Here is a 15831-nt window from a genome sequence, read left to right on the forward strand (position 1 = left end):
GTCGTTCCGCATGGGCAGATTCAGACAACTATGCCGCCGGACCAACTGAGGCGTTCTGGAACGACGATGTAATGCGGCAGTACCGACGCCTGCGCAGGTCGTGTGATCATTAATGAGATGCGTATGGTTCCGAGTGTGCTCGCTACCCTCGCCCTTACCGGCGTGTGTGTGCTGGCTGCCGATGCGGACCTGAGCGGTTCTGGGCGGACGGCTGATAACGCCGTCGAGTCGGCGTTGCGCTGGACGCTGAGATACACCGGCCAGGGCGGGTTACGGATGGTCTCCACGGCGGGAGGCGGGGCGTCGCTATTCGCCATGGAGGGGCGACGGCCCCGCTGGTCGATGCTGCTCTGGGACGGAACCTCATGGAAACGCGCCGGGCTGCCCGAACCGTTCGGCAAGGCCGGGCGGCTCGATGTCGCCAGTTCCGCATCCGGGAAGACGATCTGGGCGGCTGCGGCAGCCTACGGCACGTACGACAGCGTGACAGAGCATCTGTGGCAATGGTCTGAGGGGCGCTGGACGCGACACCTTTCCCGAAGCGCGGAGTGGAACCAGGTCGTCGGCATTGCCGTGGACTCCCAAGACGATGCGTGGCTCGTCACCGGCATGGATCCCGACGGCGACTCCTCGAAGGTTCTGCATCGCAGCGGGAAGATATGGCGGGACGACACGCCCCCGGCGCTTTCCCTGGCCAGGGTCGCCGCGGGTCGCCCTGACGATGTCTGGGTGGTGACCGACCAGCAGATGAGCAACGAGGTGGCTATCACGCTGCACTGGAACGGCACAGATTGGAAGAAGGTCGATCACCCGTGCATGGCGGAGTCGGCTCGGTCATCGTGTCGCGGGCGGCACTACCTCTCGCAGATGAGCCTGGCCGCACAGCCCGATGGCCACGCGTGGGCGGTCGGCCCCGCCTGGGCCGACGGTGGCAGCCCGGTCGTGCTGCACTGGGACCGCACCCAATGGAAGCAGGTCAGCCTGAACGTGGTGCAGACAGCTTTGACCGCGGTGCGCACCGACCCGGCGAGCGGTCTTTGGATCGCCGCCAATCCTGCCTCCGGCGCACCCTACGTGCTCAACCTTCGCGACGGCAGATGGACCAAATCAACCTTGCCCGGGGGCAGTCCGGCTGACCCCATCATCGACATCGCCCCGGCGCCGGGCACGGCTCGGCTTTGGGTCCAAATCGAGCGCCACGATCTCGTCGGCAACCAGCGCGGCGACAAGAAGACTTCGCTGATATACGAGTTGGTTCAGTAAGGGATCTTGCAGTCTTGGGGGTCGGCGATGCCATTGCCGCCTACAGCCGTGGAGTTGCAGCTATGCGGTGAGTGATGTGCTGGTTCAGGGACTGCCGCAAGTGAGGCGCTGGTGACGTCGCTAGCCGGCATCGCCATACTCAGCGACGCGAACTCCGACCTCCGCCAACGGCCTGACACCACCCGGGCCTTCCCGGCCACCTGCTCTGCGGCTCCCAAACCAGGGCGAATTCGATTCGGAAACTTCTGAAACGACAAGATCCCGCCTGATCGCGATGATCAGACGGGATCCCGTCAACTTCAGTCCAGCCGTCTCAAGAACGGCCCCTGGGTGGGGTGTCCACGAGTGGGTGTGACCTGCGGTTGAGACGGGGCTGGGAAGATCGCTTCCCACGAGGACGTTGATCGTTTCCCAGGTCTACATGGAATCGGTCGGGCCCCGGAGAATGAGGTCGAGTACGGCCTTGCCTGGAACACGGCGGCCGAGGAGGGCACCTATCGCCTCATCCACCCGTTCCCAGGGGCCGCACCAGCCGATCTGCGGATCGAGTTCCTCTTTCTCCAGCAGGTGGATCAGGTAGGCGAGATCCGGTCCGAAGGGAGCGGCTGCGGTGAAGGGTTCGAGACGCTTGAGAACGCCTTTCATCCGTTCTTCCTCGAAGTCGATGATGGTCGGCTCGCAGGATGCCCATCCGATGGACAGGACAATGCCGCCGTCTTCCAGGGCCCCGAACGCCTCGGCCAGCAGGTTGCCGCCTACGTTGTCGAGTACGCCGAAGACGGGTTCGGCGGGCTTAGCCGTACCGGCGAGGATTTCGCCGGCGCCGAGGGACTGCAGCCTCTCGGCACGTTCAGGACCGCCCACGGAGGCGATCACGTGCGCGCCTGCCCGCGCGGCCAGTTGCACGGCGAATCGTCCGACGCCGCCCGATGCGCCGGTGACGCGCCGCACCTGGGTCTACCAACGCCTCCAGGAGCTGGGCCGCGCGCGCCAGGTCGAACAGGTCACGCGGGGACGTGACCCAAGCGCAAGGGCAAGACCAAGGCCGTGGTCAAGGACAAGCTGATCAAGGCCGTCGCAGCCCTTGAGTCCGGCGTCACCGCATCGGAGACCTACACCGTGCGGGATGCCGTCAACGACTGGCTCAGCAAGGGTCTCAGGGGCAGGTCCGAGAACACCGTCACCAGGCTGCGCATCCTCGCTGAGACTCACGTCATCCCGAAACTAGGGAATATCAAGCTTAAGCAGCTACGTGCCGATCATCTGGATGAATGGCTTGACCAGCTCGCCGACACGCTGGCCACCACCACTCTCCGGGAGATTCACGGCGTCCTGAAGCGAGCCATCCGGCAAGCTCAGGCGCGTGACATGGTGCTCAGGAACGTTGCCGAACTGGTCACCACTCCCACGGGCACGGACGGACGAGCTCGGGCCATTGGCCGAGAGCGGGGTAGTCTTCCGGCCGCCCGGGGAAGAACGCGTCGATCGTCAAGATGAGGTCGCCTCCGGCTGCGAAGCTCAGCTGATTGTGGGCGTTGACGTTCCACCAGGCGCTGTAGGCCCGGGCGCCCTCACTCAGCCGCTGCAATACGGCGTCACGAACAACCGCCGACGACATTCCAGAGACAGCAGCCGCGCCAGCGCGCTGATCACCGCTCGGTCCGCCCCGCCGGCTGAGGCCGGGCCACCTGCCGACGCAACACCGCGAACTGGTGTCGCAAGGTCAGGATCTCCGCCTCCTTCGACCTCTGCGAGCGCCCCGACCGCACCAGCCGACCCGCGAGCCGAATGAAGATCAGATAGAGCAACCGCAACGCCACGAACAGCGATCACGCCCGCCAGAACAGAACAGTCGACCCCCAGGTCAACCCCAACGGCCGAGTTTCGGGCACCCGCAGGACACAAGGCGGGCGAGCTGGATGATCTGCGCGGATGACACTGTCGGCAGGCACACATCCACGCGACGATCGCGGCCAGGGCATCGGCCGGCGGTGATCCCGCCGGCACACGCAGCACACCCGGATCGGTCATCGGCGCGACCAGCAGCGCGGTGAACCGAGACAGCGATGACGGGTGGAGTCCTGTCCAAGCCCGCGTCCGGTGAACGTTCTTCGATCCCCGAAACCTTGGCTCACGAAAGGTCGAAGGTGAGACCGGACGTGGCGATGCCGATCTCACCGTCGTAGCTGGCCCCGGCGGCGGCTCGCGCGGCCGGAGTGTCCGTGCCTGGCTGCAGGTGCGTCAGCACCAGGCGCCGGACATCGGCTTCCAGGGCTTGCCGGCCTGCTTGACGGGCGCTCGTCAGGTAACGTCGGGAATCCTCCGGGACCTGGTTCACAAAGGTGGCCTCGGCCAGGAGCAGGTCAGCGTCACGCGCCAGTTCCACCCTGTCGGGACTCAGGCCGCTGTCGCCCGTGTACGCGAGCACCCGTCCGCCCGCTGTCAGCCGTATGCCGGCATTGGGCACCGAGTGCGGCAGCAGACGAGTCTGTGCGCGAAACGGGCCGATGTCGAATCCGCTGCCGGCGGTGAACTCGTGCAGGACATAGGCGTCGGTCAGCACCCCTGGGCGGTCCAGCGCGAGCACCGCGTCCAGGGCGCCGGGCAGCGAGTACACCGGCAGCGCCGCCGGCGGGTCATCACGCATCGTGCGCGCCCGCAACAGCGGGTTCAGGTCGGCGCAGTGGTCGGGATGTCCGTGGCTGATAAACACGGCATCGATCTGATCGGCGCTGACCCGTTCCAGCAGCCGCGGCACCGTCGCGTGTCCAAGGTCGACGAGCAGCCTGAACCCGTCGTGCTCCACGAGGTAACCACTGCAGGCCTGGCCCGCCGCCGGCCACGCACCGCATCCGCCAATGATCGTCAGCAGCATCCGTGAACCCTAACGGATGTCGCTCGTGCTCAGTGATCGACACGAAGTCCCGGTCCGCCGTGAGGCGCTGGAGGCCGAAGGAGGTGCAAGGCCTCCTCGTCGGGCCGTCGCAGGTGTGGAACGCGATCGAACAGGTCGTACCGCGTGACCTGCTCGCTGCGGCGGTGGAAGGTCGAGGACTTCCAGCAGCGGCTCGATGAAGTCTGCGCCGTTCGTTACCGCTTGGGCGATTCGGCCCGCCGCGCCGCGGCCCCGCCTCATCATCGCTCTCCGGGATGAACGCCGCGATCGTCCGGCACTGCCGTCCAGCCCTGAGGGCGCGTCGCAGAGCCACCTCTTTCCCAAGAGCTGTTGGATAAATTATTATCCCAAGGTGTCTTTGGAAAATCAGGATGACCTGGTTCCCCTGCGCGCCCTGGCCAACCCGCTGCGCATCCGCATCGTGTCGCTGCTCACCGGCGCGTCGATGTCGGCCACCGAGGTCGCCGACGAACTCGGCATCGCGCACGCCTCAGCCAGCTACCACCTGCGCCAGTTGGCCAAAGCGGGCTTCCTCCAGCAGACGGACGGGCGGCCGCGGGCAGTTAAGGGCCGTCCGCAACTGCGGTACCGGTACGATCCGTCCAGCGGCGAGCGCCTCGACCGGTCCGAGGGACGGCAACTCGTCCACCGGGCGATGAGCACTGACCTGGCCAGGCGCCTGGCTGAGACTGATCGCCAGCGCACGTCGATGGACGCCGAGGTATGGCTGGCCAGGCCCGTCTGGGAGGAGATCGTCGGCCTGATCGACCAGGCCGTGGCGCTCCTGCACGACAAGGCCGGCCCGCCGCACGACGGCGTCAAGGTCAGCATGACCGCGCTCCTGCTCGAACTGCGTGACGAACGATGATCGGCCGCCTGCCCGAACTGCGTGACGAGCGGTGATCGGCCGTCTGCTCGTCTGCGCGGCTGGCGCGTTCCTGTCGGTCGGACTGCTCATCCCGGCGGTTCCGCGATACGTCACCGGCCCGCTGGGCCAGCAGGCCGGCATGGTGGGCGTCTCGCTGGCCGTCACCGCGGTGGCCGGGGTGCTCGCGCGCCCGCTGGCCGGAAGGGTGGCCGACAGGGCCGGACGCCGCACAGCCCTGCGCGGCGTCGCCGGCATCGGTGAGGCGCTGGCCTACGTCGGCCTCGCAACTCTGGCCAGCGACCACCGGCGGCTCGGCCTCACCCTGCCGAAGACGATGAGCGCGGACACGGAGAGCGCGAGCCCGGATCCGGGAACCCGGCGGGCCCGGCTGTACCACACGTCCGCTCTACGACCCGGCTTCGGCTACCTGGCCTCCGTGTGGGGCTACACCGCCATCAGCGCCTTCCTGCCGCTGCACCTCGCCGCGCTCGGCGGCTCCGGCGGCCTCCATTTCCTGGCCTACGGCGGCGTCCTCGTCGCCATCCGACTGGCCGGATATCGCCTGCTCGCCACGGCCGCCCCGACGCGCCTGGCCGTCACCTCCCTCCTGCTGACCGGGACGGGATCGATCCTGCTCGCCGCCTGGCCCTCTCCGGCCGGGACCTGGTGCGCGATCGCGCTGATCGGCGCCGGGCAGGGCCTCGGGCTGCCCGCCTTCCTCAGGATGGCGGTGCACGGCCTGCCCGCCCGCGAACGTGGATCCGCCGTCGCCACCACGACGGCCTTCTTCGACATCGGATTCCTCACCGCCGCCCTGGCCCTCGGCGCCCTCGCCGACCGGTTCGGCCTGGCCGGCGGCTTCGCCCTCGCGGGCGTCGTGTCCGCCGCCGGAGCGCTGCTGTTCCTGCCCGTACGTCACCACGAACACGAAGGAGCCCCCCTTGACCGTTCCCCCCGCTGACCTGTCCGGCTATGCCGACGTCGTGTTCGACGTGGCCGTGCCCCTGCTGGCGGACGACCGGGTGCTGATCAACGCCGAGATCGAGCATGCCCCGCTCGCCCGCGCCCTGGCCGAGGCTGCGTACGCCAGAGGCGCCCGCTACGTCGACGTCTGGTACTTCGACCCGTACGTCAAACGATCCCGCGTCCGGCACGCCGCCACCGCGAGCCTGGCCGAGGTGCCCTCGTGGCTCGACGCCCGCAACGACGAGCTCGGACGCGAAAGCGGCGTCCTCGTCAACATCCGCGGCGCCGCCGCCCCCGACCTCCTGGCGGGGCTGGATCCGGTGCGCGTCGGGCTGGACCGCATGCCGGCCCTGACCTCCCGGCAGCGGCTCCAGCTCGACAACCTGGTCCGCTGGACGATCGTCCCCTGCCCGACGCCCGAGTGGGCCCGCGCCGTCTTCGGCGAACCCGACCAGGCCCGGCTGTGGCGGCACCTGCGCCGTGTCCTCCGTCTGGACGAGCCCGACCCGCGCGAGGCGTGGCGGCAGCGCATCGCCGAACTGCTCGACCGCGCCCGACGGCTCACCGAGATGCGCCTGGACGCCGTGCGGTTCGAGGGCCCCGGCACCGACCTGACCATCGGCCTGCTCCCGGACGCCCACTGGACCGCCGCCCGCCTCGAGGACGTCCAGGGCCGCCCGTTCCAGGCCAACCTGCCGACCGAGGAGGTGTTCACGACTCCCGACTACCGGCGCGTCGACGGCACGGTCCGCGCCACCCGGCCGCTGTCCCTCGACGGCACGGTCATCCGCGATCTGGAACTGACCTTCGCCGGCGGCGTCGTGACCGGTGTCAGGGCGAGCGCCGGAGCCGACGTCGTCCGCGCGCACCAGGCGACCGACGCGGGAGCGGCCCGGCTGGGCGAGCTCGCTCTGGTCGACAGCTCCTCGCGGGTGGGCGAGAGCGGCATCACCTTCATGGAGACCCTTCTGGACGAGAACGCCACCTGCCACCTGGCTTGGGGCGCCGGGCTGCCTCCGGGCGTGCCCGCCCACCTGCGTACCGACGATCCCGCACGGCTCGACGCGGCGGGTGTGAACACCTCGCGCGTGCACGTCGACTTCATGGTCGGCGGCTCGGACGTCACGGTCACCGGGCTGGGGCCCGGCGGGAAGATGGTGCTCCTGCGCAACGACGCCTGGGAGTTCTGACGCCCTGCCACAACACAGTCGGGAGTATCAACTTGACGGCCGATCTCAGTCGCGAATGATCTCGTTGAAGGGAGAGTTTGTTGTGCGTGACACCGCCCTGACCGTCGCCGCAGCTGGTCCCCTCGACCGCCGCGCAAAGCAAGGGGTTCACCCGCCGAGGCGTGGTCAGCGCGGGCGCGCCGGTGGATCTGGAGATCAAGGCCGTCGAACGGCATCGCGACCTCACCGCTCTGAAGATGGAGCTCTCCATCAACACCGCCGACTTCCACGGCGCCGACTTCGGCCTCGGCCCGCCCACCACCGACTTCGCCCAGTTCTGGCTGCTGGACCCGGTCGGCAGGAAACTGTACTTCACGCTGCGCGAGCAGGACGGGAAGAAGGCGTTCGGCACCAGGAAGAACTCCACCACGGACTCCTTCAGGAAGGGCACCCGCTACCCGGTGGAGGTCTATTTCCCACCGCTGCCCGCGGGGGTGAAGCAGGTGACGGTGCTCGCCATGGCGGGGCTGGGCGAGCTGACCGGCATCCCCGTGACCGACGGCGCGCCACCGCCCGTCGCCAAGCCCGGCGAGGAGGGCCAGGCCGATCCGGGAGGCGTGTTCCAGTGGCCGGTGACGCCGCCGACCGCCGACGCCTGGTCCTATGTGGCCGACGTGCAGGAGTACGTGGAGACGCCCGAGAGGTCGGTCACGCAGCAGGGTGAGGACGAGACCGTCGCCCTGCGCACTGACGTGCTGTTCGCCTTCGACCAGGCCACTCTCTCGCCGAAGGCGGCGTCCATCCTGCGGGACGTGGCCCAGGAGACGCGGGAGCGCGCCGACCCCGCCAGGCCGCCCATCGAGATCGAGGGACACACCGACAGCAAGGGCGAGGACGCCTACAATCAGCGGCTGTCGGAACGGCGGGCGAAGGCCGTCCGGGACTACCTGGCACGCATACTGGGGGTCGACTACACGTACCGGGCCACGGGCAAGGGCGAGCACGAGCCGATCGCCAAGAACGAAAGACCGGACGGCGGCGACAACCCCGAGGGCAGGGCGCGCAACCGCCGGGTGGAGATCTCCTACAAGGTGAAGAACCGCACCCCGGACATGACGGTCACCCTGTCGCCCTCGGCGACGACGGGTGCGACGGTGGCCGCCGGGCCCGCGCCGTTCAGGGGGGATGACCTGGGGCCCGTGGTCGGGTCGCTGACCCGGGGAGAGCTGCGGCTGGATGTGCATCCCCTCTACCGGGACGGGGCGCTCCTGGTCGCGCCCTTCGAGATCGAGAACACGAACAAGGAGATGTTCGTCGTGCCCGTGCCCCAGCCGTTCAGCGCGGTGTTCGCGCACGAGTACGTGGCGATGTCGCCGTTCAGCGCGATCACGCTCGTGGACGAGGCCACCAAGGCGCGGTACTTCGGCACGCGGACGAGCGAGTCGCACTTCCTGCAGAACGGGGTCACGACGATTCCCGCCGGCTCCACGCAGCGCGGTTACATCTACTTCCCCGCGCCGCCGGAGGGCGCCACGTCGATGACCTTCGACGTGAAGGATCTCGGGACGGTCAGAAACGTGCCCGTCTCGCGCTAGGAGCGTCCTGAAAATCTTGGCGGTGGGGTCAGTACGAGACGGCGTCCGTCGTCCATGGAACGGTAGGGCCGCCAGCACGGTAGCCCTCCCGGCAGGCCGACTCCAGCCGCGCCCTTCGATGGCACCCAACCCGCAGGCCAGAGCAGGCCACCACCCGCCCCATAAGCCGCAAAACCCACCACCCCACCGCAATGCCCCGCCCACCGCCGGCTTCGCCATGCCCAACGGCCGTATCTCGCCCCTCCACCAGCGGCCTGACACCACCCGGGCCTTCCCTGACGCCTGCTCCCAGCTCGCAAACCAGGACGAACCCGATTCGGAAACTCCCGAGACGACAAGATCCCGCCTGATCGCGATGATCAGACGGGATCCCGTCAACTGTCCTGCAGCCGTTTCAAGAACGGCTCTGGGTGGAGTGTTCACGAGTGTGGTCGAGCAGCGACGACGACGCCCTGGCGAAGATCGCTTCCCGAGGTGCGTGTGATCGTTTCCCGGCTGAGCGTTCAGGGGCTCAGCGTGTTGCGTCGGGCATGCGGACCGTTATGCCCGGGTGCGATAGCCATTCGCGGCCATTGGCCGATGCCGGCATGGTCTTCCGGTCTCCCGGGGCTGAACGCGTCGATCGCCAGGACGAGCTCGTCTCCGGCCGCGAGAACTCAGCCGGTTGTGGGCGTTGACCTTCAACCAGGTGCTGTAGGGCAGGGCTCCCGTGCTGAGCCGCCCAAGCGCGGCGGGGGTTGATCCGAGGTAGTCGCCCTCCACGAGCATGGCGGCGGATCCGCACCCATCGGCGGACACGGGATTGTAGGGACCGATCGTCCAGCGCTACTCGACAGGTCGGACGTCGAGGACCGCTTTTCCGGCGACGCGGCGAGCGAGCAGGGCATCGGCGGCTTCCATCGCCGTGTCCCATGGTCCGCGCCAGCCGACCTGCGCGACCAGTTCGCCCGTCGCCAGCAGTTCGACCAGGCGAGCAAGGTCGTCGCCGAACGGCGTGGTCACGTTGAAGTTCTCGATCCTCCCCCGCGCCGATCGCGTGCCCGCGAGCTCGAAGTCGATGATCGTGCTCTCGCGGGCCGCCCGTCCGATGGCCATCGCCACGCCGTCGTCCTCCAGCCGATAGAACGCCTGCGCGAGCTGCCTCCCGCCCACGTTGTCCAGCACGCCGTACACGCGGCCCTCCAGGTTCTCCGGACCGATCACGATCTCCGCGGCGCCCAGTTCACGCAGGCCCTGAGCGCGGGCGGGGCTGCCGACGGAGGCGACGACACGGGCTCCCGCACGGGCGGCGAGCTGTACGGCGAAGCGGCCGACGCCGCCGGACGCCCCGGTGACCAGGACGCGGCGGCCCGCCACCGGGCCGAGCCGGCGAACCGCCTGCAGCGCCGTGACCCCGGCGACCGGCAGTGCGCTCGCCTGCCCCAGGTCGACGGCCTCGGGAACAACGGCCAGCTCGGCGGTGTCCACGGCGCGCAACTCCGCCCAGGCCCCCGACCAGCCAAAAGTGACCACGCGGGTACCGATGGCAGGACCTGAGCCGTCGGCGGCGGCCTGGAGGACCACTCCGGCGGCGTCCCAGCCCGGGACGTACCCGGGCCGGATGTCCGCGCCTCTGAAAGCGATCTCGCCGAAGTTGAGCGAGAATGTCGCAACCTGGACCAGCGCCTGTGAGGGCGTGGGCACCGGGTCGGGCACGACCTCGAAGGAAAGGTCCGGGTTGAAGGTCAGGGCTCGCATCGTTACTCCTCCATGAGTGCGTTACGGGTACGACCCTGACGCGACGCGCGCACGATCGGCTGGGGATCAGCGCATGGTCGCCGTCCCTCCCAGCGCCGCTCGGACGGCAGCGGCGATCCGGTCGACGTCGCCGCATTCCGCGGCCGGCAGGGGCGCGCCCACCGACTCCCTGAGCGCGGCCGCCTCATCCAGCAGAACCGCCGCCTCCTCGTAGGCGCCCTCAGCCGCCGCGACCCCGGCCAACCCCTCCTGTGCCAGCGCGATGGCGCGAGGATCGCCGACTTCGCGAGCCGTGGCGAGGCCCTCCAGGTGCAACGACCTGGCCGTGGCAAGGGCGCCGCGCTGTTCGGCGATGAAGCCGAGTTCGGCCAGCAGGAGCGCCAGGCCGTAGAAGGGCACGCCGTAGTCGGTTTCCAGGCGGCGGTTCCAGGCCAGCGACTGTTGGAAGAGCCGCTCCGCGGTGTCGAGGTCCCCGGCGCGGCGGGCCACGAGGCCGAGGCCGACCCGGGCGAACTCCTCGGCGAAGTCGTTGGACTGCTCGATTGCCAGGCGCATCCCCCGCTCGTGCAGCTCCCGGGACCCGTCCAGGTCCCCGGTCAGCAGGGCGAGCCGTCCGAGGCTGGACAGCCGGTAGGACGCGTCGGTCCACAGTCTCAGGTCCTCGGCGATGCGCAGACCCTCGTGGTGCAGGCAGGCGGCCCGCTCATAGTCGCCGGTGACCTCGGCGAGATAGCCGAGCATGTCGGACGCCTGCAGTTGCCCCCAGCCGTCGCCGAGTTCACCGAAGATCGCCAGACTCTGGGTGCCTGACCGCTCGGCGAGGGCGTGGTCACCCTGGAACATCGCTTGCTTGGCGCGGCCCGCCAGCGCCGCCGCCTCGCCCCAGCGGTCGCCCGCGGCGCGAAAGCCGGCCAGCGCCTCCGTCAGCAGGCCCTCGGCGGTGGCGGCGTCCCCGAAGCTCAGATGCGCCAGTGCCAGGAACCAGCGTGGCCGCGCGTCGCGGGCGTCCAGCGCCTGCGCTGCGGCACGGCTGCGCAGCAGCAGGTCGGTGCCGTCACCGGTCAGCATCGCGAACCCGGCCTCCCACGCGGCCGTCCCGGGGCACTCCGCGCCGGGCAGCGCCATGGCCGCGGCGATGAAGGCGCGGCCCTCGCGGTGTCTGCCGCGCAGGTACCAGTACCACGCCAGGGCGTCGACCAGGCGTAGTGCCAGCGCGGGGTCGGTGGTGTGCTCGAGCGTGGCCCGCAGGTTGGGCGCCTCGGCGTCCAGGCGGTCCAGCCATTGGCGCTGAGCGGGACCGTGAAGGTGCGGCCTGGCCCGTTCGGCCAGTTCGGTGTAGTAGAGGTCGCGGCGCTGGAAGACCGGGTCGTCGTCGCTGAGCCGTTCGAGACAGTAGGCGGCGATCGACTCCAGCAGCCGGTAGCGGATCCCGTCGGAGGACTCGACCATCGACCTGGCCACCAGCTGGTCCACCAGGTCGGCGACGTCCAGTCCAGAGTCCAGTCCGGATCCCGCGCACACCACCTCGGCCGCCTCCAGCGTGCAGCCTGCCGGGTGGACGGCCAGCCGCAGCATGATCAGCCGCTGTTGCTCGGTGAGCTGCTCCCAGCTCCAGTCGATCATCGCGCGCAGGGTCTGCTGGCGGGCGGGCCGGCCCCGGCCCGAGACTGTGAGCAGGTGGAAGCGGTCGTCCAGCCGGTCGGCAACGCCGCGGACGCCCAAGGCCCGTACCCGGGCGGCGGCAAGTTCCAGCGCCAGCGGCAGGCCGTCCAGCCTCCTGCAGATCGCCGCCACCGAGGGTGCGCTGACCTCGTCCAGCACGAACCCGGGCGCGGTGGCCGCGACACGGGCCACGAACAGCCGCACGGAGGCGGCCCGCGCCGGATCCGCTCCGGGCACCGGAAGTTCGAGCGGCGGTACCACGTACAGCGTCTCCCCGGGGAGCGCCAGCGGCTCCTGGCTCGTGGTCAGCACGCGCAGGTCCGGGGCGGTCCGCAGGAGCAGGTCCACCAGCTCGGCGACCGGTTCGATCACGTGCTCGCAGTTGTCCAGCACCAGCAGCAGCCGCCGGCCGCGCAAGGCATCGGCGAGCCGGCGCGCCAGACCGGTCGGGCGCACGCCGGGACGCGAACCGGTCGCCGTGTCGTCGCGGACGTCCAGTTCGGCGGCCACCACCTCGGCCACGGTCGCCGTCTCGCCCGAGGTGCCCGCCAGCTCGACCAGCCACACCCCGTCGGGAAAGGCGCCGATGGCGAGGTCGGCGACCGCCAGGGCGAGTCTGGTCTTGCCGACACCGCCCGGGCCGGTCAGCGTGACCAGGCGCGCCGAACCGAGCAGGGCGCCGGCCTCGGCTATGGTCTGCTCGCGGCCGATCAGCCCGGTCAGGGGGGCGGGGAGGTTCGTACGCGGGCGCGCCGGCGCGAGCGAAGGATCCTGGCGCAGCATCGCCTGGTGCAGGGCGGCCACTTCGGGGCCGGGGTCCAAGCCCAGCTCGTCGGCCAGCCGGTGCCGCAGATCGTCGTACCCGGCCAGCGCCTCTGCCTGCCGTCCCGACCGGTAGAGCGCGCGCAGGTGGGCGGCGCGCAGGCGTTCCCGCAGTGGGTGGGCGGCCACCAGCTCGCCCAGCTCGTCGGTCACCAGGCTGTGCTCGCCCAGCTCCAGCCGTACCTCCGCCCACTCCTCCATCGCGGTCAGGCGCTGCTCCTCCAGCCGGGTGGCAGCGGCACGGACGAACTCCTCGTCACCGAAGTCGGAGAAGGCGGGACCGCGCCACAGGGCCAGCGCATCCCCCAGCAGCCCCGCCTTCGCCCGCAGATCGGTGGCGGCGCGGGCCCGTTCGAGCAGCGCGACGAAACGAGCGGCATCCACGTCGACGGCGTGCAGGACGTAGCCCCGCGCCTGGAAGGTCACCAGCTCGCGCCCTCCCGGCTCGCCCAGTTCCAGGGCGCGGCGCAACTGGGACACCTTGGTCTGCAACGTGTTGACGGGGTTGCCCGGTGGGTTGTCCCCCCACAGGTCCTCGGCCAAGCGGTCGGCCGACACCGGACGTCCCTCGTGAGCCAGCAGGTCGGCGAGCAGCGCCCGGACCTTCGCTTCGGGGATACGCACGGGCCGTCCGTCGTCGGTCCATACGCAAAGGGGACCGAGCACACCGAATCGCACCCGGTCACAGTACCCGCAGCGAACCCCCAGCCGATCGTGCGCGACCCCCTCCAGAGTGGAGCCCGAAGCAGAGAGCACCACGAGTGAGGAGTACCTCCATGACCGTCAACCGTGAGATCCACCTGGCCGCCCGCCCCATCGGCGAGCCGCGCCCAGAGGACTTCAAGCTGGTCACCACCGCGCTCCCGGAGCTGACGGATGGTCAGGTCCTGGTCCGCAACACCTTGATGTCGGTCGATCCCTACATGCGCGAGCGGATGCACGACGCCGAGTCCTACCTGCCGCCGTTCCAACTCGGCGAACCCCTGGACGGCTCGGCGATCGGCGAGGTCGTGGCCTCGCGCTCGGACGACATTCCGGTGGGCGCGACCGTCGTGCACTTCATGGGCTGGCGCGAGTACGCCGCGGTGGACGCCGCGGCCGCGACCGTCGCCGACCTCACCTTGGCCCCCGCCGAGGCATGGCTCGGCGTGATGGGCACCACCGGGCTGACCGCCTACGCGGCCCTGACCCACGTGGCCCCCGTGCGGGAGGGCGATGTGGTCCTCGTCTCGGCGGCGGCCGGGGCGGTGGGCAGCGTCGCCGGGCAGCTCGCCCGCAAGCTCGGCGCCTCCCGCGTGATCGGTTCCGCGGGCGGGACGCTGAAGACGAAGAAGCTCGTGCAGGACTTCGGTTACGACGCCGCGATCGACTACCGTGCCGGTTCGGTCGCCGAGCAACTGGCCAAGGTCGCCCCCGACGGCATCGACGTCTACGTCGACCACGTCGGCGGCGACCACCTGGTGGCGGCCATCGACGCACTGCGTCACGGCGGCAGGATCGCGATGGTGGGCGCGATCAGCTCCTACAACGCCACCGAGCCGGTCCCCGGCCCGAGCAACCTGTTCACCCTGGCCGCCAAGGACGCCACCCTGCGTGGCATGCTGATCAACTCCTACTTCCACCTGTTTCCGGAATGGATCGCGAAGGCGGCCGGTTGGCTGGCCGACGGCTCCTTGCACACCGAGGTGACCGTGGCCGAGGGCATCGAGCGGGCGCCCTCAGCCTTTCTGGACATGATGCGCGGCGGCAACGTCGGCAAGATGCTGGTGAGGCTCTGAGACACGTCACGCCAGAAGGTGTTCGTTGTCACCGTCGCCTGCACAGGAGAGAGCGAGTCCGCCACGCCGGGCGGGACTCGCCGGGTCCGCTCGGCCGGTCGCGCAGCCGGCCGAGCGTCTGCCTGGCCGGGCCCGCACAGACGCGCCGGCGTTGGCAGCGCTCGCACGCGGTTGCGGTTCGACCTCCAGGCGGCTTCCCGAGACCCACCTGGACCTGGCCCCGCTCCGGCTGCGCCAATGGGCCCACATGCTCGGCTTCCGAGGCCACTTCTCCACCAAGGGCCGCGCCTACTCCACCACCTTGACCGCCCTACGGCGCGTCCGCCAGGAGTACCGCGAAGCGCAAGAACTGCAACGCCTGCCCTACGACCCGACCAGCACCCTCGTCCTCGCCCACTGGAAGTACGCCGGACAAGGCTTCACCCCCGGCGAATCCGCCCTGGCCGCCACAGCCAACGAAGGAGGCAAGCATGGCCGATGACGTCCAGCTCTACCGCGGTCCTGACGCCATGCTGAAGCTCCGCATGAGCCGCAGCGTGATCTACGAGCAGCTACGCTCCGGCCGACTCCGCTCGGTCAAGCAGGGCCGCTGCCGCCTGATCCCGGCCAGCGCCCTCCGCGAGTACATCACCCTGTTGCACACCGCAGCAGTGATCGCGCTGGTAGGCGTGGCACTGGGGTTCCTCATCACAGCAGTCGTGCTGGCGATCGAGGACCTCAACCGCCACTGATCAAACACGTAGTCACCCAGCAACGCGAAAGGCCGTTCCCGATCACTCGGAAACGGCCTTTGACCTGGGTGGGGTGTTCACGAGTGTGACTGGCCTGCGATAAGACAGGCTTGTCAAGATCGCTTTCCATCACGACGGTGATCGCTTCCCGGACGGCTCATACGGTGAATGTCCACCCAGCTTCTAGCGATCTTCGGTCGCACTGCTTTCCCCAGGGAAGACTTCACGCGTGTGGCAGAGGAGGAGTACCCGCCTCGCCTGGCCGCGACCACGGCCGGGGGACGATCCTCGTACCCGCGCGCGGCCCGGTCCGCTCGCAGACCCGGCCGCTGTCGCCGCCTCTG

At 69.7% G+C, this 15831-nt stretch carries 13 protein-coding genes; 9 read left to right on the forward strand and 4 right to left on the reverse strand.

The window, feature by feature from the left end:
- Positions 1 to 135 precede the first annotated feature (135 nt).
- Positions 136 to 1263: a hypothetical protein gene (locus OHA68_RS06620; protein WP_327106788.1), complete on the forward strand. Its 1128-nt coding sequence runs from the start codon at positions 136 to 138 to the stop codon at positions 1261 to 1263.
- 417 nt (positions 1264 to 1680) lie between these two features.
- On the opposite strand, the gene OHA68_RS06625 is transcribed toward OHA68_RS06620, so the two are convergent.
- Positions 1681 to 2214: a zinc-binding dehydrogenase gene (locus OHA68_RS06625; protein ID WP_327106789.1), complete on the reverse strand. Its 534-nt coding sequence runs from the start codon at positions 2212 to 2214 to the stop codon at positions 1681 to 1683.
- A 96-nt stretch (positions 2215 to 2310) separates the two neighbouring features.
- Between OHA68_RS06625 and OHA68_RS06630 the strand changes: the two genes are divergently transcribed.
- Entirely contained in the window at positions 2311 to 2760 is a 450-nt protein-coding gene (locus tag OHA68_RS06630; RefSeq protein WP_327106790.1) for a phage integrase central domain-containing protein, read from the forward strand.
- 634 nt (positions 2761 to 3394) lie between these two features.
- Here OHA68_RS06630 and OHA68_RS06635 read toward each other — a convergent pair.
- On the reverse strand, positions 3395 to 4138 hold the full coding sequence (locus tag OHA68_RS06635; RefSeq protein WP_327106791.1) for an MBL fold metallo-hydrolase: 744 nt from the start codon (positions 4136 to 4138) through the stop codon (positions 3395 to 3397).
- 373 nt (positions 4139 to 4511) lie between these two features.
- Here OHA68_RS06635 and OHA68_RS06640 point away from each other — a divergent pair, with 373 nt between their 5' ends.
- The 4 genes from OHA68_RS06640 (at position 4512) to OHA68_RS06655 (ending at position 8757) form a co-directional block, all read left to right on the forward strand.
- Positions 4512 to 5027: an ArsR/SmtB family transcription factor gene (locus OHA68_RS06640; RefSeq protein ID WP_327106792.1), complete on the forward strand. Its 516-nt coding sequence runs from the start codon at positions 4512 to 4514 to the stop codon at positions 5025 to 5027.
- A gap of 31 nt (positions 5028 to 5058) precedes the next feature.
- Positions 5059 to 5988, forward strand: coding sequence for an MFS transporter (locus OHA68_RS06645; RefSeq protein WP_327106793.1), 930 nt, complete (start codon positions 5059 to 5061; stop codon positions 5986 to 5988).
- Positions 5969 to 7183 carry an aminopeptidase gene (locus OHA68_RS06650; RefSeq protein ID WP_327106794.1) on the forward strand — a complete coding sequence of 405 codons (1215 nt, stop codon included), beginning with the start codon at positions 5969 to 5971 and terminating at the stop codon, positions 7181 to 7183. The genes OHA68_RS06645 and OHA68_RS06650 overlap by 20 nt, the downstream gene beginning before the upstream one ends.
- 161 nt (positions 7184 to 7344) lie before the next feature.
- Positions 7345 to 8757: an OmpA family protein gene (locus OHA68_RS06655; RefSeq protein WP_327106795.1), complete on the forward strand. Its 1413-nt coding sequence runs from the start codon at positions 7345 to 7347 to the stop codon at positions 8755 to 8757.
- A gap of 825 nt (positions 8758 to 9582) precedes the next feature.
- Here the strand turns inward: OHA68_RS06655 and OHA68_RS06660 are convergent.
- Both OHA68_RS06660 and OHA68_RS06665 read right to left on the reverse strand, forming a co-directional pair.
- Positions 9583 to 10494 carry a zinc-binding dehydrogenase gene (locus OHA68_RS06660; protein WP_327106796.1) on the reverse strand — a complete coding sequence of 304 codons (912 nt, stop codon included), beginning with the start codon at positions 10492 to 10494 and terminating at the stop codon, positions 9583 to 9585.
- A 66-nt stretch (positions 10495 to 10560) separates the two neighbouring features.
- Positions 10561 to 13602 carry a BTAD domain-containing putative transcriptional regulator gene (locus tag OHA68_RS06665; RefSeq protein ID WP_327106797.1) on the reverse strand — a complete coding sequence of 1014 codons (3042 nt, stop codon included), beginning with the start codon at positions 13600 to 13602 and terminating at the stop codon, positions 10561 to 10563.
- A 152-nt stretch (positions 13603 to 13754) separates the two neighbouring features.
- Between OHA68_RS06665 and OHA68_RS06670 the strand changes: the two genes are divergently transcribed.
- From OHA68_RS06670 to OHA68_RS06680, 3 genes are all read left to right on the forward strand, one after another.
- A complete protein-coding gene (locus tag OHA68_RS06670) occupies positions 13755 to 14756 on the forward strand; it encodes an NADP-dependent oxidoreductase (RefSeq protein WP_327106798.1) in 1002 nt (333 codons plus the stop codon).
- A gap of 151 nt (positions 14757 to 14907) precedes the next feature.
- A complete protein-coding gene (locus tag OHA68_RS06675; RefSeq protein ID WP_327106799.1) occupies positions 14908 to 15237 on the forward strand; it encodes a replication initiator in 330 nt (109 codons plus the stop codon).
- Positions 15227 to 15487, forward strand: a complete 261-nt coding sequence (locus tag OHA68_RS06680; RefSeq protein WP_327106800.1) for a helix-turn-helix domain-containing protein — start codon at positions 15227 to 15229, stop codon at positions 15485 to 15487. The genes OHA68_RS06675 and OHA68_RS06680 overlap by 11 nt, the downstream gene beginning before the upstream one ends.
- Positions 15488 to 15831 lie beyond the last annotated feature (344 nt).

The sequence above is a fragment of the Nonomuraea glycinis genome, assembly GCF_035920485.1.
Classification (GTDB): domain Bacteria; phylum Actinomycetota; class Actinomycetes; order Streptosporangiales; family Streptosporangiaceae; genus Nonomuraea; species Nonomuraea glycinis.

Bases quoted from the DNA above. Each gene is read 5' to 3' on its own strand.
- OHA68_RS06635 (WP_327106791.1), bottom strand. From the start codon at position 4,138: ATGCTGCTGACGATCATTGGCGGATGCGGTGCGTGGCCGGCGGCGGGC.
- OHA68_RS06660 (WP_327106796.1), bottom strand. From the start codon at position 10,494: ATGCGAGCCCTGACCTTCAACCCGGACCTTTCCTTCGAGGTCGTGCCC.
- OHA68_RS06670 (WP_327106798.1), top strand. From the start codon at position 13,755: ATGACCGTCAACCGTGAGATCCACCTGGCCGCCCGCCCCATCGGCGAG.
- OHA68_RS06680 (WP_327106800.1), top strand. From the start codon at position 15,227: ATGGCCGATGACGTCCAGCTCTACCGCGGTCCTGACGCCATGCTGAAG.